Annotated in this window: 21 protein-coding genes; 5 read left to right on the top strand and 16 right to left on the bottom strand. The window is 61.6% G+C overall.

Going from position 1 to position 26903, the window contains the following annotated elements; all coding sequences use genetic code 11:
* Positions 1 to 43 precede the first annotated feature (43 nt).
* From HU749_RS27815 to HU749_RS27805, 3 genes are all read right to left on the bottom strand, one after another.
* Positions 44 to 712, bottom strand: coding sequence for a polysaccharide lyase family 7 protein (locus tag HU749_RS27815; RefSeq protein ID WP_046063276.1), 669 nt, complete (start codon positions 710 to 712; stop codon positions 44 to 46).
* 330 nt (positions 713 to 1042) lie between these two features.
* The gene (locus tag HU749_RS27810) at positions 1043 to 1714 is read right to left on the bottom strand and encodes a polysaccharide lyase family 7 protein (RefSeq protein ID WP_046063277.1); all 672 of its coding nucleotides are present in this window, start codon (positions 1712 to 1714) and stop codon (positions 1043 to 1045) included.
* 283 nt (positions 1715 to 1997) lie between these two features.
* Positions 1998 to 2663 (bottom strand): polysaccharide lyase family 7 protein, encoded by a 666-nt coding sequence (locus HU749_RS27805; RefSeq protein WP_046063278.1) that lies wholly within the window; start codon positions 2661 to 2663, stop codon positions 1998 to 2000.
* Positions 2664 to 2986: 323 nt separating this feature from the next.
* Between HU749_RS27805 and HU749_RS27800 the strand changes: the two genes are divergently transcribed.
* From HU749_RS27800 to HU749_RS27790, 3 genes are read left to right on the top strand one after another with little or no spacing between them, the layout of a single operon-like run.
* On the top strand, positions 2987 to 5110 hold the full coding sequence (locus HU749_RS27800) for a putative bifunctional diguanylate cyclase/phosphodiesterase (protein ID WP_014340618.1): 2124 nt from the start codon (positions 2987 to 2989) through the stop codon (positions 5108 to 5110).
* A 42-nt stretch (positions 5111 to 5152) separates the two neighbouring features.
* On the top strand, positions 5153 to 5656 hold the full coding sequence (locus HU749_RS27795) for a M48 metallopeptidase family protein (protein ID WP_186649218.1): 504 nt from the start codon (positions 5153 to 5155) through the stop codon (positions 5654 to 5656).
* Positions 5657 to 5660: 4 nt separating this feature from the next.
* Entirely contained in the window at positions 5661 to 5957 is a 297-nt protein-coding gene (locus HU749_RS27790) for a winged helix-turn-helix domain-containing protein (protein WP_079302936.1), read from the top strand.
* Positions 5958 to 6062: 105 nt separating this feature from the next.
* On the opposite strand, the gene HU749_RS27785 is transcribed toward HU749_RS27790, so the two are convergent.
* Positions 6063 to 6515 (bottom strand): GNAT family N-acetyltransferase, encoded by a 453-nt coding sequence (locus tag HU749_RS27785; RefSeq protein WP_079302935.1) that lies wholly within the window; start codon positions 6513 to 6515, stop codon positions 6063 to 6065.
* A 261-nt stretch (positions 6516 to 6776) separates the two neighbouring features.
* Here HU749_RS27785 and HU749_RS27780 point away from each other — a divergent pair, with 261 nt between their 5' ends.
* Complete coding sequence (locus HU749_RS27780; RefSeq protein WP_095963594.1) at positions 6777 to 7514, top strand: substrate-binding periplasmic protein; 738 nt, start codon at positions 6777 to 6779, stop codon at positions 7512 to 7514.
* 135 nt (positions 7515 to 7649) lie between these two features.
* Here HU749_RS27780 and yccS read toward each other — a convergent pair whose 3' ends face one another.
* The 12 genes from yccS to HU749_RS27720 all read right to left on the bottom strand — a co-directional run bounded on the left by yccS (position 7650) and on the right by HU749_RS27720 (position 24969).
* A complete protein-coding gene (gene yccS, locus HU749_RS27775; RefSeq protein WP_079302933.1) occupies positions 7650 to 9833 on the bottom strand; it encodes a YccS family putative transporter in 2184 nt (727 codons plus the stop codon).
* A 235-nt stretch (positions 9834 to 10068) separates the two neighbouring features.
* Entirely contained in the window at positions 10069 to 11247 is a 1179-nt protein-coding gene (locus HU749_RS27770) for a BaiN/RdsA family NAD(P)/FAD-dependent oxidoreductase (RefSeq protein WP_046063282.1), read from the bottom strand.
* Positions 11248 to 11426: 179 nt separating this feature from the next.
* Positions 11427 to 12764: an ATP-dependent RNA helicase DbpA gene (gene dbpA, locus HU749_RS27765; protein ID WP_233903712.1), complete on the bottom strand. Its 1338-nt coding sequence runs from the start codon at positions 12762 to 12764 to the stop codon at positions 11427 to 11429.
* A 320-nt stretch (positions 12765 to 13084) separates the two neighbouring features.
* Positions 13085 to 14551, bottom strand: a complete 1467-nt coding sequence (mdtD, locus tag HU749_RS27760; protein WP_141248766.1) for a multidrug transporter subunit MdtD — start codon at positions 14549 to 14551, stop codon at positions 13085 to 13087.
* 70 nt (positions 14552 to 14621) lie between these two features.
* Positions 14622 to 15959 (bottom strand): TldD/PmbA family protein, encoded by a 1338-nt coding sequence (locus HU749_RS27755; RefSeq protein WP_095962523.1) that lies wholly within the window; start codon positions 15957 to 15959, stop codon positions 14622 to 14624.
* 1 nt (position 15960) lies between these two features.
* On the bottom strand, positions 15961 to 17403 hold the full coding sequence (locus tag HU749_RS27750; protein WP_186649215.1) for a TldD/PmbA family protein: 1443 nt from the start codon (positions 17401 to 17403) through the stop codon (positions 15961 to 15963).
* A 233-nt stretch (positions 17404 to 17636) separates the two neighbouring features.
* Complete coding sequence (gene betA / locus HU749_RS27745; RefSeq protein ID WP_186649213.1) at positions 17637 to 19340, bottom strand: choline dehydrogenase; 1704 nt, start codon at positions 19338 to 19340, stop codon at positions 17637 to 17639.
* 148 nt (positions 19341 to 19488) lie between these two features.
* Positions 19489 to 20961, bottom strand: a complete 1473-nt coding sequence (gene betB / locus HU749_RS27740) for a betaine-aldehyde dehydrogenase (RefSeq protein WP_003206360.1) — start codon at positions 20959 to 20961, stop codon at positions 19489 to 19491.
* Positions 20962 to 21040: 79 nt separating this feature from the next.
* On the bottom strand, positions 21041 to 21661 hold the full coding sequence (gene betI / locus HU749_RS27735) for a transcriptional regulator BetI (RefSeq protein ID WP_003206359.1): 621 nt from the start codon (positions 21659 to 21661) through the stop codon (positions 21041 to 21043).
* A gap of 269 nt (positions 21662 to 21930) precedes the next feature.
* Complete coding sequence (gene choV / locus HU749_RS27730) at positions 21931 to 23109, bottom strand: choline ABC transporter ATP-binding protein (RefSeq protein WP_079302928.1); 1179 nt, start codon at positions 23107 to 23109, stop codon at positions 21931 to 21933.
* The gene (gene choW / locus HU749_RS27725) at positions 23106 to 23951 is read right to left on the bottom strand and encodes a choline ABC transporter permease subunit (RefSeq protein ID WP_014340605.1); all 846 of its coding nucleotides are present in this window, start codon (positions 23949 to 23951) and stop codon (positions 23106 to 23108) included. The genes choV and choW overlap by 4 nt, the downstream gene beginning before the upstream one ends.
* A gap of 70 nt (positions 23952 to 24021) precedes the next feature.
* A complete protein-coding gene (locus HU749_RS27720) occupies positions 24022 to 24969 on the bottom strand; it encodes a choline ABC transporter substrate-binding protein (RefSeq protein ID WP_079302927.1) in 948 nt (315 codons plus the stop codon).
* A 423-nt stretch (positions 24970 to 25392) separates the two neighbouring features.
* Here HU749_RS27720 and HU749_RS27715 point away from each other — a divergent pair, with 423 nt between their 5' ends.
* Entirely contained in the window at positions 25393 to 26769 is a 1377-nt protein-coding gene (locus tag HU749_RS27715; protein WP_186649211.1) for an L-serine ammonia-lyase, read from the top strand.
* Positions 26770 to 26903 lie beyond the last annotated feature (134 nt).

Raw genomic sequence — 26903 nt, 5'->3', positions numbered from 1 at the left:
GCCACAAGAGGGGGTTTCCTACGAGATTATCGGAAGTGAAATTTCAGGTGTTGTGATCGATATCCAGCACGCTGAACGTCACTTTCCCGCCTTCACTGGTGTAGCCAGTGTTGTCCTGCACGTACACCCCAGCCTTGAAGTACAACGGCTTGACCCGCCAAGTGGAGCTGATGGTGGTGTACCAGCTACGACCCGCCGCAGTAATGCCCAGGTCACCGGTGCGATCAAGGTGGATCCGGTAACTGAAGGACTGATTGAGTTTCACGCCGGAGGCGACGGTGATGACCCGGCCTTCGTCGTCATCGGGGCGCATGCGGACCTTGGCGACGATGTTGCCGGTGGAGCTGTCCTCTTTGTATTGGTATTCCAACTTCACCAAGGGTTTGCTGCTGTCCTTGGCATGGATCTGACCGATCACGATCTTGCCGCTACTGGGCACCTGGCTGACGACCAGTTTCGCACGCAATTGGTTGTCGGCATCGGGGTACAGCCAGTTGCGCAAGGTGCCGTCTTTATAGGTCTCGCGCAATTCGCTGCGCGGGTAGATCGCGTTTTCAGTCTTGGTGCCGGTCACCGGTGACCAGAAATACACCGTGCTGCCTTCGGAGTTGAAATATTTGTCCTGGAACCCATCCACCAGCCGAGGGGTTTCGATGGTTTTTGGCGGACTGCCTTCGGGAATGCTCAGGTTCCAGGTTGCAAGATCGACCATGTTCGGATCCTTTCTGAGAAGAAGAAATGATTTACGCCACAGCCGGAGGCTCTAAGACGCGCTTTTGCTGAGGCCAGAAGGGTGCGCGGACGAGTATTTGGCGCGGTCGTCCGGCGGAGGGTTGGCGTCAACAGTCCGTCAGAGTTGCGTTTGCCGCTTTGGTGCCCGAGACAAACGACCATTGGTCGGCTATTCCGATTTTTTTCGGAACCTTGTGCGATGGCCATTTGATTCTTTCGCTACGCGCGAACAAAAAAACACCCTAAATGGGTGCTTCGAAGGTAGGTCGATAGCAGCGTTCCATGCTGCTAATGCGGGCGGGGGGAGCGCTCAAAGGGTGGTGTGTTTGATTTCCAGCAGGCTGAACGTCGCTTTGCCGCCTTCGGTGGTGTAGCCGGTGTTGTCCTGGACATAGACGCCTGCTTTGAAATACAGCGGTTTGACTTTCCAGGACGGGTCGACAGTGGTTCTCCAGTTGTAGCCCGCCGCACTGATGCCCAGTGCGCCCTTCGGGCTGAGGTGGATCATGTAGGTAAAGCGTTGGTCGAGCTTCACGCCGGTGGCGATGGTGATGACCTGGCCGGTTTCGTCGTCGGGACGGATGCGCACCTTGGCGACGATGTTGCCGGTGGAGCTATAGGTTTTGTACTGGTACTCCAGTTTCACCATGGGGCTGGTGCTGTCTTTGGCGTGGATCTGACCGATCACGAGCTTGCCGCTGCTGGGCACCTGGTTGACGGTTACGGCGGCACGCAGGGTGTTGTCCGCCGCCGGGTACAACCAGTTGCGCAGGGTGCCGTCGCTGTAGGTTTCGCGCAGTTCGCTGCGTGGGTAGATCGCGTTTGCAGTCTTGGTGCCGGTCACCGGCGCCCAGAAGAACAGCGTGCCGGTGTCGGAGTGGAAGTATTCATCCTTGAACCCCTGGGCCAGCCGAGGTGTTTCGATAGTGATGGCGGGGCTGCCTTCGGGAATGCTCAAGTTCCAAGTATTGAGATCGATCATGGTCGGTTCCTGCGTCACGGGCGTAAAAGTGCTGAGTACCAAAGCGGGAGGCTCTACTCCGAGCATTTGGAGTGTGTTGATCACGCAGGAGGGGGCTTTTTTGAGTAACCATCCGGCGGATGCTTGACGTCAATTGTCCGTCGAATATGTCAATTGCAGCATCTATGCCTGGATGGGTAACCGTTAGTCGGTAGTTTCGAGCTAGACCTGAACTATGGCGCATCGATAGTGTCGGGTTTGGCGGGCAGCATTCCGTTGCTGCCCTGGCGCCAACGCAAAGTGCCTAGAGGTGATCGATATCCAGCAAGCTGAACGTCACGGTTCCGCCTTCGGTGGGATAACCGGTGTTGTCCTGCACGTACACGCCCGCCTTGAAGTACAGCGGCTTGTCGCTCCAAGTGGAGCTGATGGGGGAGCTCCACTGGTAACCCGCGCCATTGATGGTCAGGACGCCGGCGGGGCTGAGATGGATCAGGTAAGAGAAGGATTGATTCAGTTTGATGCCCGTGGCGATGGTGATGACCTGGCCTGTTTCGTCGTCCGGGCGCATGCGCACCTTGGCGACAATGTTGCCGGTGGAACTGTAGGTTTTATATTGGTATTCCAGCTTCACCATGGGACGGGTGCTGTCCTTGGCATGGATCTGACCAATCACGATCTTGCCGGTGCTGGGCACTTGGCTGACGGCCAGGGTGGCAGCCAGCTTGTTGTCCGCCGCCGGGTACAGCCAATTGCGCAAGGTGCCGTTGCTGTAGGTTTCACGAAGTTCACTGCGCGGATAAATAGCATTAGTGGTCGTGGCGCCAGTCACCGGTGCCCAGAAAAACACCGTGCCGGAGTCAGAGTGGAAATACTGGTCCTGGAACCCTTGCACGAGTTGAGAGGTTTCGATGGTGGCAGGAGGGCTGCCTTCGGGAATGCTCAGGTTCCAGGTTGAGAGATCGATCATGGTGGGATCCTATGTCACTCGATGAAAAAGCTGCACACCACAAAGCAAGGCTCTAGGCCGGTCTTTTCGGGGCGTACGGGTGAGCGACGGAAGAAACTGGCTGGCAACCTTTCGGCGGATGGCTGACGTCAATTGTCCGTCGAAGTTGTCTGTGCAGCTTTTGTGCCCGAGGAGGGTGACCGTTAGTCGGCTATTTCGGGCTTTGCCTGGATGATGGCGCGTTGATACCTACTGCTTTTCACAATCCCGGTCTAGAGTGAGGGGACAGTACTTGTCCGCTTTGCTACGTAAAAACGGACGTGGCGCCCGATAAGAGAAGCAGCATGGAATGCGCGCAACCACCGCTCGGCGAAGACAGCTCTGTCCTTTTGATTGTTGATGATTACCCTGAAAACCTGCTCAGCATGCGTGCCTTGCTGCAGCGTCAGGATTGGCGAGTCATGACCGCAGCCTCGGGTGTCGAGGCGCTTAACCTGCTGCTCGAACATGACATCGACCTGGTTCTGCTGGATGTGCAGATGCCCGACATGGACGGTTTCGAAGTGGCGCGCCTGATGCGCGGCAGCCAGCGCACGCGGCTCACGCCGATCATTTTCCTGACGGCCAACGAGCAATCCCAGGATGCGGTCATCAAGGGCTACGCCAGTGGCGCCGTGGATTACCTGTTCAAACCCTTCGACCCGCAAATCCTCAAGCCCAAGGTCCAGGCGTTGCTCGAGCACCAGCGCAATCGCCGGGCCTTGCAGCGCCTGAGCCAGGATCTCGAAGCGGCCAGGGCCTTCAATGCCTCGGTGCTGGACAACGCCGCCGAAGGCATCCTGGTGGTGGATGAGAATGGCTGCATCCGCTTCGCCAACCCCTCCACCTGCCGCTTGCTCAATGCCACTGCCGAGCAATTGCAGGGCATGCCGTTCCTGGATTTCCTGCAGAAACCGCACATTCCCGAGTGGGTCGATTCCGATATCCACAACGCCTATCGTCGCGGTGAGACCTGGCGATTGCATGACGCGGTCCTGCGCACGGCGCCTGGCCAGCAGGTGTCGGTGGCCTTGTCCTGTGCGCCGTTGCCCTCGGAGCAGAAGGCGATGGTGGTGACGCTCCAGGACATGTCCGTGGTTCGCCACTTGCACCAGCAACTCGAATACCAGGCCGTCACGGACCCGCTGACCGGGTTGCTCAACCGCCGGGGGTTCTACCAGACCGCGGAAAACCTGTTGATGCGCAGCGAGAGACTGGAAAGCAACTGGGTGTTGCTGTACCTGGACCTCGATGGCTTCAAGCGGGTCAATGACTCGCTGGGGCATGATGCCGGGGATCGGGTGTTGCGCTGGGTGTCGGAGCAGTTGAAGGCGTGCTTGCGCCCATTCGATATCCTGGCACGGCTGGGCGGTGACGAGTTCACGGCGCTGTTGGACCTGGAGTTTCCCGAGCAGGCAGCCAAGATCGCCGAGAAACTCATCGAGCGCGTCGCGATCTGCCAGCAGATCGAAGGCATGGACGTGGCCCTTGGGGCCAGTATCGGCATCGCGACGTACCCGGACTGTGGCGCCAATCTCGATGGGTTGCTGCGGGCGTCCGACATCGCTATGTACGAAGCCAAGCGTGCCGGACGCCAGCAATACCGTTTTTACGATCATGAAATGAACGGTCGAGCCCGTTCACGGCTGATGCTGGAAGAGAGCGTGCGCTCGGCCATCGAGAACCGCGATTTCAATATGGTCTACCAGCCGCAGGTGAGCATCGTCGACGGGCGGATCCGCGGGTTCGAGGCGCTGTTGCGCTGGCAGCACCCCAGCGTCGGTGATGTTCCGCCGGGCCTGTTCCTGCCCTTGCTGGAAGAGGCGCGGTTGATCAGCCGGCTGGGCAGCTGGATTTATCATCGCAGCGCGGCCCAGCGCAAAGTCTGGGAGCGCTTGTTCGCTGACGACCTGGTGTTGGGGGTGAGCCTGAGCAGCACCCAGTTCGGCATGCCCAACCTGGTGACCGAGTTGCGCCAGGTCCTGGAGCGCCATGCCTTGAAGCCTCGGCAGCTGGAGGTCGAGGTGACCGAGGATGCGCTGATGCGCAATCCCGATGAAACCCAAAAGCAATTGCGCCTGCTGCGCCACCTCGGGGTGCGCGTGGCGTTGGATGACTTCGGTTCGGGGCCCTGTTCGCTGACGCATCTGCGCGATCTTGAACTCGATACCCTCAAGCTCGACCGGCACTTGATCGCCCGCCTGCCGGGGTCGCCCCGGGATGCCGCGTTAGCCGCTTCGGTGATCGACCTGTGTACGCAACTGGGCTTGCGGGTGATCGCCGAAGGGGTGGAGACCCGCGAGCAATATGAGTGGCTGCAGGCCCATGGCTGTGAGTACGTGCAGGGGTTCCTCGTGGCGCGGCCCTTGATGGCCGAAGACACCAATGCCTTCGCCACACCGTTCGACTGGAGCGCGGTGCAGGCCTGAATTCGCTACACTGGCGACCTCTTGTGACTGTGTTGCCCCTTGATGACCGTGCTCAAATACCTCCAGGCCTACCCCGCCGCCCTGCAAGCCCAAGTGCAGCAATTGATCGCCCAGGACCGACTGGGCGATTACCTGCAGCAGCGCTACCCGGGCCGGCATCCGATCCAGAGCGACAAGGCCCTGTACGGTTATGCGCTGGACCTCAAGCAGCAATACCTGCGTAACGCGCCAGCCATCGACAAGGTGCTGTTCGACAGTCGCCTGGACCTGACCCACCGCGCCCTCGGCCTGCACACGGCGGTGTCGCGGGTCCAGGGCGGCAAGCTCAAGGCCAAGAAGGAAATCCGCATCGCTGCGCTGTTCAAGGACGCGGCGCCCGAGTTCCTGAACATGATCGTGGTGCACGAGCTGGCGCACTTCAAGGAGTCGGACCACAACAAGGCGTTCTACCAACTCTGCGAGCACATGCTGCCGGGGTATCACCAGTTGGAATTCGACCTGCGGGTGTACCTGACCTGGCGGGACCTGCAACCCCACAAGGACTGACTGAATGGACGTGAGCAAGACCAAGACCAGCTTCTACCGTCGCTTGTACGTGGCTTACCTGATCGACAGTGGCGTCGCCAGCAACGTCCCGGCCCTCACCGAAGCCACCGGCATGCCCCGGCGTACGGCCCAGGACACCATTGCCGCGCTGGCTGACCTGGATATCGTTTGTGAGTTCGAACAAGAGGACGGCGCGCGCAATCATGCCGGGTGTTATCGGATTCGCGATTGGGGGGCGATCGATCGGAGGTGGATCGAGGGGAATTTACCGCGGATCAAGGCGGTGCTGGAGTATCCCTGATTTTTCGGTGCCTGGGCTGGCCCCATCGCGAGCAAGCTCGCTCCCACATTTGATCGTTGTTCACTGAAGATCCCTGTGGGAGCGAGCTTGCTCGCGATGGCGTCCTCAGGGCCGATGCATACCGATGTGTGGAATCCCATCCTCCATATATTCCACCCCCACCACTTCAAACCCGTACCGCCCGTAGTACCCCTGCAAATGCGCCTGGGCCGACAATGAGATCGACGTACCGGGCCAATGCTTCTCGGCCTGTTTGAGCGCCTGTTCCATCAAGGTGTGGCCTAGCCCCTGGCCGCGTGCCTGTGGCGCGATGACCACGCGCCCGATCACCACGTCACTGTTTTGCGAGTGCGGGTCGAGCAAGCGCAGGTAGGCCACCAGATGGTTGTCCTGCCAGGCCATCAGGTGGTAAGTGTCGCCTTCAAGGTCCAGGCCGTCGACGTCCGGGTAGGCGCAATTCTGCTCGACGACGAACACGTCGGCACGCAATTTGAGGATGGCATACAGCTGTTCCTTGCTCAGGTCACTGTGATGTTTGCAGACCCACTCGATATCCATTTTTTTGAATTTCCTGAAGAACCTGATGCCGATATTAAGCGTGCTGGGCCCGGAAGTCTCTTTCTCGGGCGACTGGAAAATCTGTGACAAATACCAAAATGCCATCATTCCCCTGTCGCGGGGTTGTCTTCTTTGTGTAATCTTCGTGACAGCACTGCGCTGCGGTTCCAATGAGCTAATGTTAGGACCGGATATCTGAGGATGTCCGTTGAGTTTCGGCTAAAAACAAACCGGGCTTTGAACCCGTCAAGGATGTTTGGCATGCCGCGATTGCATCGAGCTCTTGCGTTGATCGGGTTGCTGTTGCTGAGCTACGAGGCTTGCGCGCAAAAGCTGCGTCTGGTCGCTGATGCCTGGCCGCCCTTTACCGATTCCACATTGATCAATGGTGGCTTGGCGACCGATATCGTCAGCACGGCCCTGGCGCGGGCCGGCTATGCCACGGACTTCGAACAAGTGCCCTGGGCCCGGGCGATGCTGGGTATCGGCGAGGGCCGCTATGACGTGCTGGTCAACGCCTGGTACAGCGAGGAGCGCACTCACATTGGCCAGTTCTCGGCCGAATACCTGCTCAATCGCGTGCGTTTCATCAAGCGCAAGGACGAATCGATCCAGTTCGACAGCCTGCAACAGCTGCGGACCTATCCCATCGCCGTGGTTCGCGGTTACGCCTACTCCAAGGACTTCGACGAAGACCCGAAAATGCAGAAAGTCCCTGTGCATAACTTCGCGATGGCTGTGCGCATGCTGGCTGCGGACCGCGTGAAGTTGACCCTGGAAGACGAGTACGTCGCCCGCTATTACCTGGCCCGCGAATCGGCCAAGGTGCGCAGCGCCGTGGAATTCATGCCCAAGGCATTGAGTGAAAACAGCCTGCACATCCTGGTCAGCTTGAAGAACCCGGAGCACGAGCAGATCGTGGCGGGGTTTGACCGGGAGATCGCGGCGATGAAGGCGGATGGGAGTTATGCGCGGTTATTGAAGGCCCACGGAATGTAGGATGCCTGGACCGGCCTCATCGCGAGCAAGCTCGCTCCCACATTGGGCCTGCTGTGATGCAAAGTCTGTGTGCACAGCAAATCCACTGTGGGAGCGAGCTTGCTCGCGATGGCAATAGTGTAAACACCACAACCCTCAAGCCTCGCTGGTGTCCTTGACCAAATGCGCCGCCAATGTGCGCAACGGACCGAGCTGCCGGCAGATCAACCCCAATTGCGTCTGCACCAACCGCTGTCCTTCGTCGATCTCATCGGGCATCTGCTCAAGCTCATTGGCCAGGGCCTCCTCCTCGTCGCTTTGAACCACAATCGGCGTTTTACTCGCCAGGCCCTGGGCGATTTCGTCGATGCTCGTTGCCAGCTTCACCCCCGCACCATCGATCAGTTGCTCGCGCACCTGCGCCGGCAGTTCCGTGCCCCGGTGGGCACCCAGGCCCGACAGGTAGCTGAGCAGGGTGTGGGACAACACCAGGAAGCGGAAGCCCACATCGGCTTCCTTACGGAAATGCCCCGGCTCCATCAGCATGTTCGCCAGCGTGGTGGACAACGCGGCATCGGCGTTGTGGGCGTTGCGTCGAGCCAGGCGATAGGCCAGGTCGTCGCTTTTGCCGGCGGCGTACTGCTGCATGATCTGGCGCAGATAAATGCTGTTGCAGGTCAGCGTATTGGCCAGCACCTTGTTCAGCCGACGACCTTGCCAGTCAGGCAGGAACAGGAAGACCGCAAGCCCGGCAATCAGGCTCCCGAGCAAGGTATCGAGCAGCCGTGGCAACAGCAGCCCGTAGCCGTCGCCCACCTGGTTGAAGCAGAACAGCACCATGATGGTGATGCCCGCCGTCGCCAGGGTGTAGCGGGTGGTGCGGTTGGTGAAGAACACCACCCCGGCGGCAATGGCGAAGCTCGATTGCACCAGCGGGTTGGGAAACAGATCGAACAATGCCCAAGCCACCGTCAGGCCGATGGCGGTGCCGATGATCCGCTGGCCGAGCTTGCGCCGGGTGGCGCCGTAGTTGGGTTGGCACACGAACAGCGTGGTGAGGATGATCCAATAGCCCTGGGACGGGTGGATCAGATGCACCATGGCGTAGCCGACACTCAGGGCCAGGGGCAAACGCAGGGCATGCCGGAACAGCAGCGAGGTGGGCGTGAGCTGCGTACGCAAGCGCAGCCAGACATCCTTGAGGTTACGCGGCGAACGGTCGAGCAGGCTGCTGTCGGTGGCGTCGGCCAGGGCGTCGGGGTTGCTCGCGTCGCTGAGCAGGCGGTCCATGGTGGCAAGGTTCACCGACAGTGCCCGCAAGGAACGCAGCAAGCCGCGCCAGGCTGGGTTGCTCTGGATGCGCAGGTGTTCGAGGGACGCGTGCAGGTCGTTGAGGGCCTCGGCAAAGGTGGCGTCATAGACGAATGGCTGGCGCAGTTGGATCGACTCGGCCAGTGCCTGGCAGGCCTTGCCTTGCTGACGCAGCAGGCGTTGGCAGCGGAACAGTACGTCGCTGTGGAAGAAGGCCTCGGCCAGAGCGTTGTAGGGGTAGTGAGAAGAGCTGGCGCGTTCGTGGATGTCCTGGGCCAGGAAGTACAGCTTCAGGTACCGGCTGACTTTCGAGCCGGGGCGGCCATTGCCCACGCGGTGCAGGATGATTTCCTTGGCGCTGTTGAGCGCAGCGACCACCCGGCCGTTTTGCTGGGCCAGTTCCAGGCGGCGGGCTTCGACGTCCAGTTGGCGGATCGGCTCCAGGAGCGACGATTTGAGTTTCAGGTAGCGCCCCAGTTCGCGAAACAGCCGCGCCAGGCTTTGTTGCACCGGTTGGTTGGAAAACAACGCCTGCCACAACACCGACAGCAAGCCGTACCACGCGGCACCGGCGACCAGCAGCAGGGGTTCATGCCAGAAATCGTTGACGGCGCCGCCGCGCTGGTCCACGCCGATCATGGTGTAGACCGAAAGAATCAGCGTGGCCGAGGCGATGGCGCCATAGCGCTCACCCAGGGCGCCCAGCATGGTCAGGCCAAAGGCCGCCAGGGCCAGGGCGATGATGAACAGGACGGGGTAGGGGAACAGCAGCTCCACCGACAACGCCGCGACGGTGAAGCACACCAGGGTCACGGCCAGCGCGTTGAGGCGGCCCTGCCAACTGTCGTCCGTCTCGGCCAGGGCGCTGGCGATGATGCCCAGGAACAAGGGAATCAGCAGCGCCATTTCATCCAGGTACCAGCACAGCCCCATGCTGCCGGTCAGGGCGATGAAGACCCGCACGCTATAACTGAACTTATCCAACGCCCAAAGGCGACGCAAAGACTGACTAAACGAGTTCGCTGACATGAAGTGCACGGGCCTGACGGGCAATGACGCTAAATTGAGGCAGTAATGACGCCGACGCAATGGCGGCGATCACATCTGACAGCAAAAAGTGTTCCGACGTATACCGCTGAGCCCCTGTGGGAGCGAGCTTGCTCGCGATAGCGAAGGTTCAGTCAACATCAATGTGACAGAACTGCCGCCATCGCGAGCAAGCTCGCTCCCACAGGGTTATTGCCCACATTCGAATCGTGTCGGGTCAGACGTACTGCGCCGCCGCATACCCCGATGCCCACGCCCACTGGAAGTTGAACCCGCCCAGGTGCCCGGTGACGTCGAGCACTTCGCCGATGAAATACAGCCCGGGGCTTTTCAGCGATTCCATGGTCTTGGACGAGACTTCCCGGGTATCGACGCCGCCCAGGGTGACTTCGGCGGTGCGGTAGCCTTCGGTGCCGGCGGGGACGACGTTCCAGCTCGCCAGTTTCTCGGCGATGTCTGCCAGCTCCGCATGGGTGTACTGCTTCATGGGTTTGGACACGAACCAGGTGTCCGCCAGCAGGTTGGCCATTTTCTTGGTGAACAACTCGCCCAGCAACGTCTTGAGTTCGCTGTTGGGGCGTTCGGCCTGCTGCTGTTGCAGCCATTGCGGCACATCGTGGTCGGGCAGCAGGTTGATCTGCACCGTGTCCCCCGGTTCCCAGAACGAGGAAATCTGCAGGATCGCCGGACCGCTCAGGCCGCGGTGGGTGAACAGGATGTTCTCGCGAAAGCTCTGGTCGTTGCAGCTCACCAGGCAATCCACCGAGGTGCCCGACAGTTCGGTGCAGAGGGTCTTGAGCTGGTCGGTGATGGTGAACGGCACCAGGCCGGCGCGAGTCGGCAGCAGTTCATGGCCAAACTGTTTTGCCACCTGATAGCCGAAACCGGTCGCCCCCAGGGTCGGGATCGACAGCCCGCCCGTGGCGATCACCAGGGACTGGCAGGCGATGGCGCCGAGGGTGGTTTGCAGCAGGTAGCCGCTGTCGGTTTTTTCGATCTGCGTGATCGAGGTGTCCAGATGCAGGCTGACGCCGGCCTGGTCGCATTCATCCAACAGCAGGCCGAGGATGTCGCTGGATTTGTTATCGCAGAACAACTGGCCGAGCTTTTTCTCGTGATAGGGCACGCCGTGCTTGGCCACCAGGGCGATGAAATCCCACTGGGTGTAGCGGGCCAGGGCCGACTTGCAGAAGTGCGGGTTCTGCGAAAGGAAATTGCCCGGCTCGGTGTACATGTTGGTGAAATTGCAGCGCCCACCGCCCGACATGAGGATCTTCTTGCCGGCCTTGTTGGCGTGGTCCAGCAACATCACCTGCCGCCCGCGCGCGGCCGCGGTCAGCGCGCACATCAACCCCGCGGCGCCAGCGCCAATGATCACGACTTCGGTAGAGCGCAAAACGGTGTCCTCTCAGCTTTCCCACATAACTGAATGTGGGAGCGAGCTGTGTGGGAGCAAAGCTTGCTCGCGATCCAGGCGCTGCGGTCCTCAAGAGACCGCGGCGTTTTCATCGCGGGCAAGCTTTGCTCCCATACAGCTCGCTCCCACAGTTTGATCTCTGTTCGTCAGGCGATCGGTTACAGGATCCGCACCCGCAACGAGCGGCCCTTGATCTTGCCATCGTTCAGGCGTTGCAGGGCCTGTTTGGCGATGCCGCGTTCCACGGCCACGTAGGCCTGGAAATCGAAGATCGCGATCTTGCCGACCTGGGCGCCGGGGATGCCGGCCTCGCCGGTCAGGGCGCCGAGGATGTCGCCGGGGCGGACCTTGTCCTTGCGACCGGCACCGATGCACAGGGTGCTCATGGCCGGCAACAGCGGGCCGCCGCCTTGGGACTTGAGGTTGTCCAGTTGGTCCCAGCTCAGCGGCGACTTCTGCAGTTGCTCGATGGCCTGGGCGCGGTGGGCTTCGGATGGCGCCACCAAGCTGATGGCGATGCCTTTCTCACCGGCGCGACCGGTGCGGCCGACGCGGTGGATGTGGATTTCCGAGTCCCGGGCCAGTTCGACGTTGATCACCATGTCCAGTGCATCGATGTCCAGGCCGCGGGCCGCCACGTCGGTGGCGACCAGTACCGAGGTGCTGCGGTTGGCGAACATCGCCAGCACCTGGTCGCGGTCGCGTTGTTCCAGGTCGCCGTGCAGGCCGACGGCCGAGATGCCCTTGGCCGTCAGGTGATCGACGGTTTCCTGGACCTGCTGCTTGGTGAAGCAGAACGCCACGCAAGAGGCCGGGCGGAAATGCGCCAGGACCTTGACCACTGCGTCCATGCGCTCCTCGGGGGAGATCTCGTAGAAGCGCTGCTCGATCTGCGCGTCGGAGTGGAACGCCTCGGCTTTCACTTGCTGCGGGTTACGCATGAACTTGGACGACAGTTGCTTGATGCCCACCGGGTAGGTGGCGGAGAACAGCAGCGTCTGGCGGCGTTCCGGGGTCTGCTGGATGATGTCTTCGATGGCGTCGTAGAAACCCATGTCGAGCATGCGGTCGGCTTCGTCGAGGATCAGCGTGTTGAGGCCGTCCAGAACCAGCGAGCCCTTGCGCAGGTGCTGCTGGATGCGTCCAGGGGTGCCGACGATGATGTGGGCGCCGTGTTCCAGGGAGGCGATCTGCGGGCCGAAGGACACGCCGCCGCACAGGGTCAGGACCTTGATGTTGTCTTCGGCGCGGGCCAGGCGACGGATTTCCTTGGCGACCTGGTCGGCCAGCTCACGGGTCGGGCACATCACCAGCGCCTGGCAACCGAAGAAGCGTGGGTTGATCGGGTTCAGCAGGCCGATGCCGAAGGCGGCTGTCTTGCCGCTGCCGGTCTTGGCCTGGGCGATCAGGTCCATGCCCTTGAGGATCACCGGCAAGCTTTGCGCCTGGATCGGCGTCATCTGGGCATAACCGAGTGATTCGAGGTTAGCCAGCATGGCGGCGGACAGCGGCAAAGTATTAAAAGCGGTGGCAATGGTGGTCACGGGACTGGCCTGCAAAACAAAATGTCGCGCAGTGTAGCAGCCTCGTGCCACTTTCTTCGAAAGTTCTGGACGAGCTGTGAGGGCAGGGCCTGCCCGGGGGGGTGGCAATTCCAGAAGCTTTGGGAACTCTGGAGCTCTGGAGCTCTGGAACTGTGAAACTGTGGGAGCAAAGCTTGCTCGCGATGCAGGCGAGGCATTTCCCCCAGGAAAACCGAGTCGCCTGTATCGCGGGCAAGCCTTGCTCCCACAAAATCTCCCAGCCACGAAGCGACTTAGTGTTCGATATGCTCATCCGGCCGCTTGTCCCGTCGCCCATCCTGCTTCGAAAGTTGGGAAAAAATCGTCGCCGCCAGCATCGCCATGATCCCCACCGTCACGAACGTCAGCTGGAACGCCCCCAGTACGGTTTCCACCCCATCGTTGCCTACCTGGGCGGTAAAGCCGCCGAGCAGGGCGCCGGCGCAGGCCACGCCGAGGCTCAGGGACAGCTGCGCCACCACCGACAGCAGGCTGTTGCCGCTGCTGGCGCTGGCGTCGTCCAGGTCGATCAGGGTCACGGTGTTCATCGCGGTGAATTGCAGCGAGTTGATCGCGCCCAGCACCGCCAGTTGCGCCAGCAGCAGCCAGTACGGCGTCTGTTCGCTGACCAGGCCCATGCTTGCCAGCATCAGGCCCAGGGCCAGGGTGTTGCTGGTTAGCACGGCGCGGTAACCAAAGCGCTCGATCAGCGGCCGGGCCACGGACTTGGCGACCATGGCCGCCGCTGCCAGGGGCAGCATGCTCATCCCTGCCTGGGACGGTGAATAGCCCAGGGCGACTTGCAGCAGCAACGGCACCAGGAACGGCAGGGCGCCGCTGCCCAGGCGCGCGAACAGGTTGCCAAGAATGCCCACGGCGAAGGTCCGGGTCTTGAACAGTGACGGCGGGAACAGCGCGTTTTCGACGTGCCCGGCCCGCAGCCAATAGGCCGCCAGGCAGGCCATGCCGCCGAACAGCAGCAGCATCACGCGCAGGTGCGGCAGGTGCAGTTCACCCAGGCCCTCCATGGCGATGGTGATCAGCACCATCGCCGCGCCGAACAGCAGGAACCCCAATCCATCGAACCGCGTGCGCTCGCTGCCCCGCAGGTCGGGGATGAACTTCCACACGGCATAACAGCCGATCACACCCACCGGCAGGTTGATGATGAAGATCCAGTGCCAGGTCAGGTATTCGACCATCCAGCCACCCATGGTCGGCCCGATCAGCGGGCCGAGCAGGCCGGGGATAGTGATGAAGCCCATGATCCGCACCAGTTCCGAGCGCGGATACGCCCGCAGCACCACCAGCCTGCCCACCGGCAGCATCAGCGCTCCGCCCAGGCCCTGGATGACCCGGGCGCCGATCAGCATGCTCAACGAACTGGACAAGGCACACAGCAACGAGCCGAAGCTGAACAGCAGGATCGCCCCGAAGAAAATCTTCTTGGTGCCGAAGCGGTCGGCGATCCAGCCCGAGGCCGGGATCAGCAACGCCACGGTGAGCATGTAGGCAATGATCACGCCCTGCATGCGCAGCGGGTTTTCCGCCAGGTCGCTGGCCATGGCGGGCAGGGCGGTGTTGAGGATGGTCCCGTCCAGGGACTGCATGAAGAAGGCAATCGCCACCACCCACGGAAGCCAGCGGGCGGTGACGGCGTCGAGCGGTGCACGGTTGGGCATGGGACCTCTTGTTTGTGTTCGGGTGTCTGTTGGCTTCATCGCGGGCAAGCCTTGCTCCCACACGTACGGCGCACATCCTGTGGGAGCAAGGCTTGCCCGCGATGCTTTTTTACAGCGTCAAAGTCAACCGCTTGACCAGCGCCCCCGGCAACAGCATCGAGGCCGTGGCCCGCTGGCTGTAGGTGCTGGCCGAGAGCAGCAGTTCCCGCTCTCGGGTCAGGGCTTCGAGTTGCGAGCCGAGCAGGCTGTAGACGCTGTCGTCGAAACGCATGGTGCTGACCGGCGCCACGATCTGGCCGTTCTCGACCCAGAACGTGGCGAAGCGGGTCATGCCGGTCAGGCGGGCGGCCGGTTGGTCCGAGTAGTTCAGGTACCAGAGGTTGCTGATGTACAGCCCGGTGCCAAGTTGCTCGAGGATGTATTTTTGCTCCAGTTGTCCGCCCTGCATGTCCAGCGCCGTGGGGTATTCGTAGCTGCTGGCGCCGTTGGCGGCGAGGCCGTATTCGGCGGCGCTGCGGGAGTTGACCAACTGCGCATTGGCCGTGCCTTTGGCGATCAGCGCCAGGTCATCGCGGGGATAACCTTCGTCGGAAAACGCCGGGCTCAAGGAGCCACTGACCTGCTCGCTCAGCCACACGTTGGGGCTCAGGCTTGCTTCGTTGGCGTAGAACTTCTGCAACGGGCTCTGCTTGCTGGCAATCGCCCGGGCCGAGAACCCACCCCAACTGAGCATGCCCATGATCTCTTCCAGAGCGGCCGGCGCCAGGTAGGCGCGGTATTCGCCGGGCGGCAATGTGCGCAGTGGCCGGCCGAGGAACGCCAGTTGCTCGCGGGCCTGCTCGAAGCGCCGGGCAAATCCTTCGCTGCTCCACGCATGACCGGCGTAGCTGGCTTTTACCGCCTGGCCGTTTTCATGGAACAGGCTGAAATCGAAGTTGAAGCTGTTGGCCTGATGCCAGCCGAATGCTCCCGATGAACTGGCGAAACCCCGGCTGATGGGCCCGGCCGCATAGAACCCCACCAGGTCCAGGCCTTCGGCGGCGCGGGTGATTTGCGCCACGGCCTGCTCGGTGTCAGGCAACGGATGGTCCTGCACGTTATGGCTCTGCCAATGGTCGGGGTTGAGCAACAGATACGGATCGCGAGGCAGCAGCGGCAAGGTTTCGCGCAGCTGTTGCAGGCCCTCGGACAGGCGTTGCAGGTCGGTCTCGGTGTCGCCGGACAAGGTGATCTGCAGGTCGGCGTGACGCCCGTCGTCGATCAATTTGAAACTGACATTGGCCTGCTGCACCTGCCCGGCCTGGCGCACCTTGGCGTGGTTGAAACGCACGAAGGCCGAGGACTCGGCGGCATAACCCAAGGTGAACTGTTCCTGCTCATGCAGCGCATCGCGCAGCCAGTCGACCAACACCTTGAATGCCTCGGCCTGATTATTGACGGTGCTCATATCAGGCATCCCCCCCAAACACATCAACGTTGCTGAACACACAGGCCGGCGACGCATGGCCGACGCGGATGACCTGGTTCGGTTCGCCCTTGCCACAGTTCGGCGTGCCCAGGACCCGGGAGGTACTGGCATCGCCCACGGCGCGCAGGCTCTTCCAGAATTGCGCGGAAATACCCCGGTAGTTGGGGTTCTTCACCACGCCCTTGAGCTCGCCGTTCTCGATCAACTGGCCCCACTCGCAGCCGAACTGGAATTTGTTGCGGGCGTCGTCAATGGACCAGGAGCGGTTGGTGCGCATCAGCACGCCGTGCTCGGTGCCTTGGATCAGCTGTTCCAGGGACTGGTCGCCGGGTTCGATGTTCAGGTTTGCCATACGGTCGATGGGCGGACGATTCCAGCCGCAGGCGCGGCTGTTGGCGACACCGTCGAGGCCGGCGCGGAACTGTGACAGCGCGCCGCCCAATGGACGCAGCAACAGGCCTTCACGAATCAGGAACTGCTTGCTGGCGGCGTTGCCGTCGTCATCATGGCTGTAGCTCGCCAGTTCTTCGGGAATGTCCGGGTCGAAGGTCACGTTCAACAGGCTGGAGCCGTATTGGAGGTGGCCGAAATCGCTGGCCTTGACGAAGCTGGTGCCGGCGTAATTGCGCTCGTCCCCGAGGATGCGGTCCAGTTCCAGCGGGTGACCGATGGATTCGTGGATCTGCAACATCATCTGGTCAGGCATCAGCAGCAGGTCGCGGGGGCCTTGTGGTGTGTTTGGCGCCAACAGCAGTTGCAGTGCCTGGTCAGCGATTTTCCGCCCGGCACCGATCAAGCCGCTGCGGCTGATTACATCGAAGCCGCCTTGCTGGCCGAAATTTTCCCGGCCCAGGGTACGGGTCTGGCTGTCGTTGCCGTCGAAGGCGGTGACTTCCAGGGCCGGGTAGATGAAGCGTTGGGCCTGGCGCAGTTCAGCGCCGGCACTGTTGAGGTAGATCTGTTCGACCTGGGTCAGGCCGATGCTGGCTTGCCAGTTCACCAGGCGCTCGTCCTGGGGCACTGCGGCTGATTCGTCGCCGAGCAATTGGTAGCAATCGCTCAGTGGCGGGAAGGCCTGGTCGAAATTCGGCGAGAAGTAATCGGCGCGGTCGCTGGACACCGCTTGCTCGCGCAGGTCCAGCAGGGCATGGGGCTTGAGCCCGCGAGCATGTTGCTCGGCACGTTCCAGTGCCGCTTGCAGGCCGGCCTGGGACAGGTCGTTGGTAGCGGCATACGCCTCGACCCCGTTGACCCGCACGGTGAGCATCGCCCCTTCATCACGGCCCAGGCTGGGCGGTTCGGCGACATTCTTGCGCACTGACAAGTGCTGGCCGGACTCGCGCACGTAACGCAGGGAAAAGAATTCAGCGCCCGTGCGCAAGGCAGCAAAACGCTGCTTGAGCTGGGGGTGGAAGTCGAACATGGAACCTCCTTGTCTGGAGTGACGATGCTGCGAGGTGCGGCGTGTTGACGCGGCGGCTCTAGATTAGGCCTGGGTGGGGGAGGGATCAAGAAGGAAGGGAATACTGGGGGTGTCAGGTTGGACGCCATCGCGAGCAGGTTCGCTCCCACAGTGGATCTTTGGTGGTCACAAAATCTGTGTCCGCCTCAGAACCCCTGTGGGAGCGAGCCTGCTCGCGATGGCGGCCCTGAGGCTTACAGGGCGGTAGGCCCCACTTCACGCATTGGCTTGCCACGCACCGGCGCATCGCCGGCCACGAAGTACGGCGCGGTGCTGCGTGGCAGGGGCTTGCGGCCGCGGATCTTGTCGGCGATTTTCTCGGCGATCATGATCGTCGGCGCGTTCAGGTTGCCGGTGGTGATGATCGGCATGATCGAGGCATCCACCACTCGCAACCCTTGCATGCCGTGCACACGGCCTTCGCCGTCCACCACCGCCATGTCGTCGGTGCCCATCTTGCACGAGCAGGACGGGTGGAACGCGGTTTCGGCGTGCTCGCGGATGAACTGGTCCAACTGCTCGTCCGTCTGCACCTCGATGCCCGGGCTGATCTCGCGGCCACGGAACGGATCGAGCGCCGGCTGCTGCATGATCTCGCGGGTCAGGCGGATGCCATCGCGAAATTCCTGCCAGTCCTGCTCGGTCGCCATGTAGTTGAACAGGATGCTCGGATACTGGCGCGGGTCCTTGGACTTGGCCTGGATCCGGCCGCGGCTTGGCGAACGCATGGAGCCCATGTGCGCCTGGAAACCGTGTTCCTTCACACCGTTGCTGCCGTTGTAGTTAATCGCCACCGGCAAGAAGTGATACTGGATGTTCGGCCAATCGAATTCCGGACGGGTGCGGATGAAACCGCCGGCCTCGAACTGGTTGCTGGCGCCAATCCCGGTGCCGTTGAACAGCCACTCGGCACCAATGGCCGGCTGGTTGTACCAGAGCAGCGACGGATACAGGGAAACCGGTTGGGTGCAGGCGTATTGCAGGTACAGCTCCAAGTGGTCCTGCAGGTTTTCACCGACGCCTGGCAGATCGTGAACCACCGGGATGTCGAGGCTTTCCAGCAGCTTGGCTGGGCCGACACCGGAACGCTGGAGGATCTGCGGCGAGGCGATGGCACCGGAGCACAGCAGCACTTCTTTGCGCGCCCGGGCTTCGACGCGCTCTTCGGCGGCGCCCACCAGGTAACGCACGCCGACCGCACGTTTGCCTTCGAACAGGATCTTGTCGGTCAGGGCGTGGGTGACGATGGTCAGGGTCGAGCGCTTCTTGGCGATGTCCAGGTAACCGCGCGCGGTGCTGGCGCGACGGCCATTGGGCGTGACGGTACGGTCCATCGGGCCGAAACCTTCCTGTTGATAGCCGTTGAGGTCTTCGGTACGCGGGTAACCGGCCTGCACGCCGGCCTCGACCATGGCGTGGAACAGCGGGTTGTTGCCGGCCTTGGGCGTGGTCACGCTGACCGGGCCGTCGCCGCCGTGGTAATCGTTCGGGCCGATGTCGCGGGTTTCGGCTTTACGGAAATACGGCAGGCAATCGAGGTAGGTCCAGTCTTCCAGGCCCGGCAGCTTGGCCCAGTTGTCATAGTCCAGGGCGTTGCCGCGGATGTAGCACATGCCGTTGATCAGCGAAGAACCGCCCAGGCCCTTGCCGCGACCGCACTCCATGCGGCGGCCATCCATGTGTGGCTCCGGGTCGGTTTCGTAGGCCCAGTTGTAGCGCCGGCCTTGCAGCGGGAACGCCAGGGCGGCGGGCATTTGCGTGCGGAAGTCCAGGCGATAGTCCGGACCGCCGGCTTCGAGCAGCAGGACGGTGACGCCTTCGTCTTCGGTCAGGCGGGTGGCCAGGGTGTTACCGGCCGAACCGGCGCCGATGATGATGTAATCGAATGTTTGGGACATGAAATGCACCCTCTTCTGGAATTGGGTTCAGGGTTGGCGAGTGCTTTGCACTCGATCGCGAGCAAGCTCGCTCCCACAGGAGATCTCATCCCAATGTGGGAGCGAGCTTGCTCGCGATGGCGGCCTGGCCGGCGAAGTAAATGCCAGATCAGAACACCGACGTGTAATCGCCCAACTCGACCTGTACCGATTTGATGCGGGTGAAGTTGTTCAGCGAGCTGATACCGTTCTCACGGCCCACGCCTGATTGCTTGTAGCCACCGACCGGCATTTCCGCCGCCGACTCACCCCAGGCGTTGATCCAGCAGATGCCGGCTTCGAGCTGGTGGATCACACGGTGGGCGCGGTTCAGGTCGCGGGTCACGACGCCGGCGGCCAGGCCGAAGTCGGTGTCGTTGGCGCGGCGGATCACTTCTTCTTCGGTGTCGTAGGTGAGGATGCTCATCACCGGGCCGAAGATTTCTTCACGCACGATGGTCATCTCGTCGGTGCAATCGGTGAACACGGTCGGGGCGACGAACGCGCCCTTGGCCAATTCGCCGTCGGTCAGGCGACTGCCGCCGCACAGCAGGCGCGCGCCTTCGGCTTTGCCTTTCTCGATGTAGCCCAGCACGCTTTCCATGTGGGCGAAGCTCACCAGCGGACCGAAATTGGTGTTTTCGTCCTCAGGATTACCGATGCGGATGCGCGCCACGCGCTCGGCGATCTTGGCTTCGAAGGCCGCCTTGAGGTGGCTCGGCACGAACACGCGGGTGCCGTTGGTGCAGACCTGGCCGGAGCTGTAGAAGTTGGCCATCATCGCGGTGTCGGCGGCGCGATCCAGGTCGGCGTCGTCGAAGATGATCAGCGGCGACTTGCCGCCCAGTTCCATGGTCACGTCCTTGAGCGAAGAACTCGAGGCGCTGGCCATGACTTTTTTGCCGGTGTCGGTGCCGCCGGTAAAGGAGATTTTTTCGATGCGCGGGTGCTCGGTCAGCCAGGTGCCGACTTCACGGCCGCTGCCGGTCAGGACGTTGAACACACCTGCTGGAACGCCGGCCTCGGTGTAGATCTCGGCCAGTTTCAGGGTGGTCAGCGAGGTGACTTCGCTCGGCTTGAAGATCATCGCGTTACCGGCCGCCAGGGCCGGGGCGGATTTCCACAGGGCGATCTGGATCGGGTAGTTCCACGCGCCGATACCGGCCACCACGCCCAGGGGCTCGCGACGGGTGTAGACGAATGAAGTGGTGCGCAGCGGAACCTGTTCGCCTTCGATGGCCGGCACCAGGCCGGCGTAGTATTCCAGCACGTCGGCACCGGTGACGATGTCGACGTAGCGGGTTTCGGAGTAGGCCTTGCCGGTGTCCAGGGTTTCCAGGGCGGCCAGTTCATCGTTGCGCTCGCGCAGGATGTCCACGGCGCGACGCAGGATGCGCGAGCGCTGCATGGCGGTCATGGCGGCCCAGACTTTCTGGCCCTTTTCGGCGCTGACCACGGCGCGCTCGACGTCCTCGAATGTCGCACGCTGCACTTGGGCAAGAACTTCACCGTTGGCAGGGTTGATGGCTTCGAAAGTGGCGTCGCCGCTGGCATCGCTGTACGCGCCATCGATGTAGAGTTTTTGCAGTTCGAAACGGGCCATAAAGTCCTCGCAAGTGCATAAGTGGTTGGCTGACCACCGGGCGTGTCGTTTATAGCTGACTACGCGGTTCGGCGGCGGTTCAGGAGTCGAGCGGTTCTGTGTGCTCTGGCGCCCCTGCTTTGGCCAGTTGGAAATCCATGTATTCGTAAGCGATCTGGTGCGCCTGGGCGGTATCGAACGCGTCTCCCGACAGCGCTCCGCGCAGCCACAAACCGTCAATCAACGCGGCCAGGCCCCTTGCTGCGCTGCGCGCCTGATCAACGGGCAACACGCGGCGGAACTGGCTACACAGGTTGGAATACAGACGGTGATCGTTGATCCGCTGCAACCTGTGCAAAGACGGGTGGTGCATGCTGGTGGCCCAGAAGGCCAGCCAGGTTTTCATTGCCGGGCCATTGACCTGGCTGGCGTCGAAGTTGCCTTCGATGATCACCTTGAGGTGAGCCCGGGGGCTTGTGTCCTCCAGCGCCTGCCGGCGCGCGGTGACGTTCTCGCTCAGGACAGTCATCAGGTACTGGGCCGTGGCCGCGATCAGGCCATTCTTGTCCTGAAAGTAGTGACTGATGATGCCGTTGGAGACACCGGCCAAACGGGCGATCAGCGCAATGCTGGCGTCCCCCATGCCGACTTGATCGACCGCTTGCAACGTGGCTTCGATCAGTTGTTGGCGGCGGATGGGTTGCATACCGACCTTGGGCATCTAGCACATCTCCTTAGGCCATCCGGCGCACGAATGTCGTCTGCCGGAACGAAAGCCAGTCTATTTTGTTTTGATTGAACGTTCAATCAACAAAAAATAAGTTCTATGACAAGTCGTCGCTATTTGCCGGGGCGAGGACTTTTGGGGATGTCTTTATAACACTCGTCGGTTGGCATGTAGGCCAAATGCGCTTGATAGCTGGAATACCGTTCAGAACCACTCAAACAAAAACGCCGCGTTCATCTCGCGGCGTTTTTGTTGGCGTTGGCTTAGCCCAGGTTCTTGCCCAGCAGTGCGTGGTACAGCTCGCTGTCGCCCAGGATCCCGACGACTTGCTGGTTATCGTGAAGCACCAGTTTGTTGCCGGTCTGGTAGCGAATCTGCAGCGCGTCGCGCATGCCGATGTTGGAGTCCACCAAGGTCGGACGCCGGCCCAGCTCTTCGACGGCTTGGCCCGGTACCCAGTTTTGCAAGTCCAGTGCCGCGCCGTTCTGCCGGGCGCCCTTGATGGTGTTGCCTTCGGCCAGGTCGAGCCAGGAGTCGCCGCCCGGATCCAGGCACACCGAGCCGTTGATACGCTTGCAGTTGTCCAGGGTGCGCATCAGGCTGCGACCGCACAGGACGTTGAGCGGGTTGGTATGGGCGACGAAGGTGCGCACATAGTCGTCCGCCGGGTTCAGCACGATTTGTTCCGGCTTGCTGTACTGGATGATCCGGCCGTCTTTCATGATCGCGATTCGGCTGCCCAGCTTCAGGGCTTCGTCAAGGTCGTGGCTGACGAACACGATGGTCTTGCTCAGTTTGCGTTGCAGCTCCAGCAACTCGTCTTGCAGGCCTTGGCGGATCAACGGGTCGAGGGCCGAGAAGGGTTCGTCCATCAGCAGGATGTCGGCGTCCATTGCCAGGGCGCGGGCCAGGCCGACCCGTTGCTGCATGCCGCCGGACAACTCGTCGGGCTTCTTGTTGCGCCATTGGGTCAGGCCCACCAGCTCAAGCTTCTCATCCACCAGCTTCTTGCGTTCTTTTTCCGGACGGCCCTGCATTTCCAGGCCGAAGCTGATGTTCTCGCGCACCGTCAGCCAGGGCATCAGGGCGAATTTCTGGAACACCATGGCGATGCGCTTGGTACGCATCATCTTCAGTTCGGCGGGGGTGCAGGAAGCGATATCGATCTGCCGGCCTTCATGCTCGACGAACAGCTTGCCACGGCTGACGGTGTTCAAGCCGTTGATGCAGCGCAGCAGGCTGGATTTGCCGGAGCCGGACAGACCCATCAAGACACAGATTTCACCTCTCTCGATGTCCAGGGTGGCTTTTTCCACGCCGACGATTTGCCCGGTTTTCTTCAGGATTTCGTTGCGGGTCATGCCCTGGTCGAGCAGCTTGAGCGCTTCGCGTGGATCCCTGGCGAAGATCACGTCGACGTCTTCAAAACGAATTATGCTCATGCGTCACCCCCTACTTTGGCGTCGGGTTGTTTGCAGATTCGGTCGAGCATGATTGCCAGCAGGACGATCGCCAGGCCGGCTTCGAAGCCCAGGGCGATATCGGCGGTGTTCAGTGCGTTGACCACGGGTTTGCCCAGGCCATCGGCACCCACCAGCGCGGCGATCACCACCATCGACAACGACAGCATGATGCACTGGGTGATACCGGCCGCGATGCTCGGCATCGCATGGGGCAGTTCAATGCGCGACAGGAGCTGGCGACGGGAGCAGCCGAAGGCTTTGCCGGCGTCCATCAGTTCGTCCGGTACGTCGCGGATGCCCAGGTAGGTCAGGCGGATGGGCGCGGCAATCGCGAACACCACCGTGGAGATCAGGCCCGGGACCACACCCAGACCGAAAAGGGTCAGGGTAGGAATGAGGTAGACGAAGGTCGGTACGGTCTGCATCAGATCGAGCACCGGACGCATCATTGTGTAGAACATCGGCTTGTGCGCGGCAACAATGCCCAGCGGCACGCCGATCAATACGCAAACCAGGGTCGCGAACAGCACCTGTGCGAGGGTTTCCATGGTCTCCTGCCAGTAACCCAGATTAAGAATCAGCAGGAAGGACGCGATGACGAATACGGTCAGGCCCCATTTGCGCTGGATGAAGTGCGCCAATAGCGCAATGAGGCCGATCAGGGCCAGGGGGTTGAACCAGGTCAGCGCAAACGTCACGCCGTGAATCATCGTTTCCAGGAACAGCGCGATTGCGTCGAAGGTGTTGGCGCCGTTTTGCGTCAACCATTCGACAAAGCCCGCGATGTACTGGCCCAAGGGTATTTTCTGATCAATGAGCATGGTAGTGAACGTCCGCATGCAAGGGATAAACAGCCCGGGCGAGCGAACCCGCCCGGCATAACATAAACAGTTATTGCGCGAGCTTGGCTTTCACGGCTTCCAGGCCTGGTTTACCGTCAATGGTGGTCACGCCAGCCAGCCAGGTATCGAGTACCTGTGGGTTTTTCTTCAGCCAGGCCTTGGCGGCGGCCTCAGGCTTCATTTTGTCGTCGAGCACGTTGCCCATCAGTGTGCTTTCCATGTCGACGGTGAATTCCAGGTTTTTCAACAACTGGCCAACGTTGCTGCATTCCTGGCTGTAGCCCTTGCGGGTGTTGGTTGCCACGGTGGCGGCACCGAAGTCGGGACCGAAGAAGTCGTCGCCGCCGGTCAGGTACTGGATTTTGAAGCGGGTGTTCATCGGGTGTGGCGCCCAGCCGAGGAACACCACATCGGTGCCACGCTTGGCGGCACGGTCGACCTGCGAGAGCATGCCGGCTTCACTCGACTCGACGACTTTGAAACCCGCGTCCTTCAGGCCGAAGGCGTTCTTTTCGATCATGCTCTGGATCAGGCGGTTGCCGTCGTTGCCGGGCTCGATCCCGTAGATCTTGCCGTCCAGTTCTTTCTTGAATTTGGCGATGTCGGCGAAGTCGTGCAGGCCTTTGTCATACAAACCCTGGGGTACGGCGAGGGTGTACTTGGCGCCCTTGAGGTTGGTGCGCACGGTTTCCACGGTGCCGGCTTCGCGGTACGACTTGATGTCGTTTTCCATGGTCGGCATCCAGTTGCCGAGGAACACGTCCATGTTCTTGCCGTCGGCCAGGGACTTGTAGGTCACGGGCACGGAAATCATGGTGGTCTTGGTCTTGTAGCCGAGGGCGTCGAGCACCACGCTGGTGGTGGCGGTGGTCACGGTGATGTCGGTCCAACCGACATCGGAGAAGTTGACGGTGCTGCACTGTTCGGGTTCAGCAGCGTTGGCCAGCATCGGAAGACTCAGCATGGCGGCCAACAACAACGATGTGGAACCTTTCATGGGTGGACTCCTGGTGTTTTATCGGCGGTGTCCGGTCAGGACGCCGCGCTTATGGGATGTTGCGGTTGGTGGCGCGTGGGCACTCTCTGACACGCGGCCTTGCAAACGAGCCGTAACCGATCATGTACCAGTGCAAATCTGACGCCTACAGGGTGGGTCGTATCCAGTACAGGGAGGGTCGCATCCAGTGTTGGTGACGTCGTTTACAGATTTTTTCCGCCCCTGATGGGCCCCTGATACGCAGAAAAACGCCGCAAAACCGGGGGCAGGACGGGGCGGCGCTGCTGGGCATGATTGCGTCGGTGTCAGACGTCGCACGCCATGGCAAAAACCGGATGATGCGGCCATCCCGGCGTTGAGCGTAGCAGCTCCGTCACCGGACGCTCCTGCGCCCGGATGTGCCTGTTCTGGAGGTTCTCGGCAATGGCAATCAGCGTTTTCGACCTGTTCAAAATCGGTATCGGCCCGTCCAGTTCACACACCGTGGGCCCGATGCGAGCCGCCGCATTGTTCGTGCAAGGTTTGCGTGAGCGAGGACTTTTGGAACAAGTAGCGCGGGTGGAAGTTCAGCTCTACGGGTCGCTTTCGGCCACTGGCATCGGCCATGGCAGCGATAACGCGGTGATCATGGGCTTGATGGGCGAGTGGCCGGACGCCATCGACCCGTCGCAGATCGGCCCGCGCATCGAGCGGCTGCGCGAAACCCAGACCCTGCTGCTCGACGGTCGCCTGCCTGTGCCTTTCGTCTGGTCCCGGGACATGCGCCTGATCGACGAAAACCTGCCGTTCCATCCCAATGCGATGACGCTGGTGGCCGAGGGCGCCGACGGCGAGCTGCACCGTGACACCTATTACTCGGTCGGCGGTGGTTTCGTTGTCGATCAGGCCCAGGCCTCCAGCGGTGTAGTGGACTTGGATCGCACCGAGCTGCCTTACGATTTTTCCAGCGCTGAAGAGTTGCTCCAGCTGTGCCGCACCCACGACCTGCGGGTGGCCCAGTTGATGATGGCCAACGAAAAGGTCTGGCGTTCCGAAGAAGAGATCCGCAGTGGCCTGATGAAGCTGTGGCGGGCCATGCAGGATTGTGTCGAACAGGGCCTCAAGCATGAAGGCATCCTGCCGGGCGGTTTGAATGTGCGTCGGCGTGCGGCCAAGTTGCATCGCAGCCTGCAAGAGCTGAACAAACCCAATGTCATCGGCTCGACCCTCAGCGCCATGGAGTGGGTCAACCTGTTCGCCTTGGCGGTCAACGAGGAGAACGCCGCCGGTGGGCGCATGGTCACGGCGCCGACCAATGGCGCGGCGGGGATCATTCCGGCAGTGCTGCATTACTTCATGAAGTTCAGCGAAGCGGTCACCGACGCCAACGTCGTAGATTATTTCCTCGGTGCGGCGGCCGTCGGGATCCTGTGCAAGAAGAACGCATCGATTTCCGGCGCCGAAGTCGGTTGCCAGGGCGAGGTGGGATCGGCTTGCGCCATGGCGGCGGCCGGTCTGGCAGAGATCCTCGGGGCCACGCCGGAACAACTGTGCAACGCGGCGGAAATCGGCCTGGAGCACAACCTCGGCCTGACCTGCGATCCGGTGGGCGGCCTGGTGCAGGTGCCGTGCATCGAGCGTAATGCGATCGCCGCGGTCAAGGCCATCAACGCCGCCCAAATGGCCTTGCGCGGGGATGGCCAACATTTCATCTCCCTGGACCGGGTGATCCGTACCATGCGTGATACCGGTGCCGACATGCATGACAAATATAAGGAAACCTCACGCGGCGGCTTGGCGGTCAGTGCGGTGGAGTGCTGAAACCTTGTTTGCACAACGCTCTGTGGCAAGAGGGTTTTCTGTGGGAGCAAGGCTTGCCCGCGATGGCGGCAGTAGATTCAACATGGATGTCGACTGGCATACCGCCATCGCGAGCAAGCTTTGCTCCCACAGAT

This window comes from Pseudomonas ogarae (assembly GCF_014268695.2).
Lineage (GTDB): Bacteria > Pseudomonadota > Gammaproteobacteria > Pseudomonadales > Pseudomonadaceae > Aquipseudomonas > Aquipseudomonas kilonensis.
Note: the sequence above shows the minus strand (reverse complement) of the source record. Positions and strands in the feature narration are given on the sequence as shown.

Bases quoted from the DNA above. Each gene is read 5' to 3' on its own strand.
- HU749_RS27815 (WP_046063276.1), bottom strand. From the start codon at position 712: ATGGTCGATCTTGCAACCTGGAACCTGAGCATTCCCGAAGGCAGTCCG.
- HU749_RS27810 (WP_046063277.1), bottom strand. From the start codon at position 1,714: ATGATCGATCTCAATACTTGGAACTTGAGCATTCCCGAAGGCAGCCCC.
- HU749_RS27805 (WP_046063278.1), bottom strand. From the start codon at position 2,663: ATGATCGATCTCTCAACCTGGAACCTGAGCATTCCCGAAGGCAGCCCT.
- HU749_RS27800 (WP_014340618.1), top strand. From the start codon at position 2,987: ATGGAATGCGCGCAACCACCGCTCGGCGAAGACAGCTCTGTCCTTTTG.
- HU749_RS27795 (WP_186649218.1), top strand. From the start codon at position 5,153: ATGACCGTGCTCAAATACCTCCAGGCCTACCCCGCCGCCCTGCAAGCC.
- HU749_RS27790 (WP_079302936.1), top strand. From the start codon at position 5,661: ATGGACGTGAGCAAGACCAAGACCAGCTTCTACCGTCGCTTGTACGTG.
- HU749_RS27785 (WP_079302935.1), bottom strand. From the start codon at position 6,515: ATGGATATCGAGTGGGTCTGCAAACATCACAGTGACCTGAGCAAGGAA.
- HU749_RS27780 (WP_095963594.1), top strand. From the start codon at position 6,777: ATGCCGCGATTGCATCGAGCTCTTGCGTTGATCGGGTTGCTGTTGCTG.
- yccS (WP_079302933.1), bottom strand. From the start codon at position 9,833: ATGTCAGCGAACTCGTTTAGTCAGTCTTTGCGTCGCCTTTGGGCGTTG.
- dbpA (WP_233903712.1), bottom strand. From the start codon at position 12,764: ATGCTGGCTAACCTCGAATCACTCGGTTATGCCCAGATGACGCCGATC.
- mdtD (WP_141248766.1), bottom strand. From the start codon at position 14,551: ATGAAGCCAACAGACACCCGAACACAAACAAGAGGTCCCATGCCCAAC.
- HU749_RS27755 (WP_095962523.1), bottom strand. From the start codon at position 15,959: ATGAGCACCGTCAATAATCAGGCCGAGGCATTCAAGGTGTTGGTCGAC.
- HU749_RS27750 (WP_186649215.1), bottom strand. From the start codon at position 17,403: ATGTTCGACTTCCACCCCCAGCTCAAGCAGCGTTTTGCTGCCTTGCGC.
- betA (WP_186649213.1), bottom strand. From the start codon at position 19,340: ATGTCCCAAACATTCGATTACATCATCATCGGCGCCGGTTCGGCCGGT.
- betB (WP_003206360.1), bottom strand. From the start codon at position 20,961: ATGGCCCGTTTCGAACTGCAAAAACTCTACATCGATGGCGCGTACAGC.
- betI (WP_003206359.1), bottom strand. From the start codon at position 21,661: ATGCCCAAGGTCGGTATGCAACCCATCCGCCGCCAACAACTGATCGAA.
- choV (WP_079302928.1), bottom strand. From the start codon at position 23,109: ATGAGCATAATTCGTTTTGAAGACGTCGACGTGATCTTCGCCAGGGAT.
- choW (WP_014340605.1), bottom strand. From the start codon at position 23,951: ATGCTCATTGATCAGAAAATACCCTTGGGCCAGTACATCGCGGGCTTT.
- HU749_RS27720 (WP_079302927.1), bottom strand. From the start codon at position 24,969: ATGAAAGGTTCCACATCGTTGTTGTTGGCCGCCATGCTGAGTCTTCCG.
- HU749_RS27715 (WP_186649211.1), top strand. From the start codon at position 25,393: ATGGCAATCAGCGTTTTCGACCTGTTCAAAATCGGTATCGGCCCGTCC.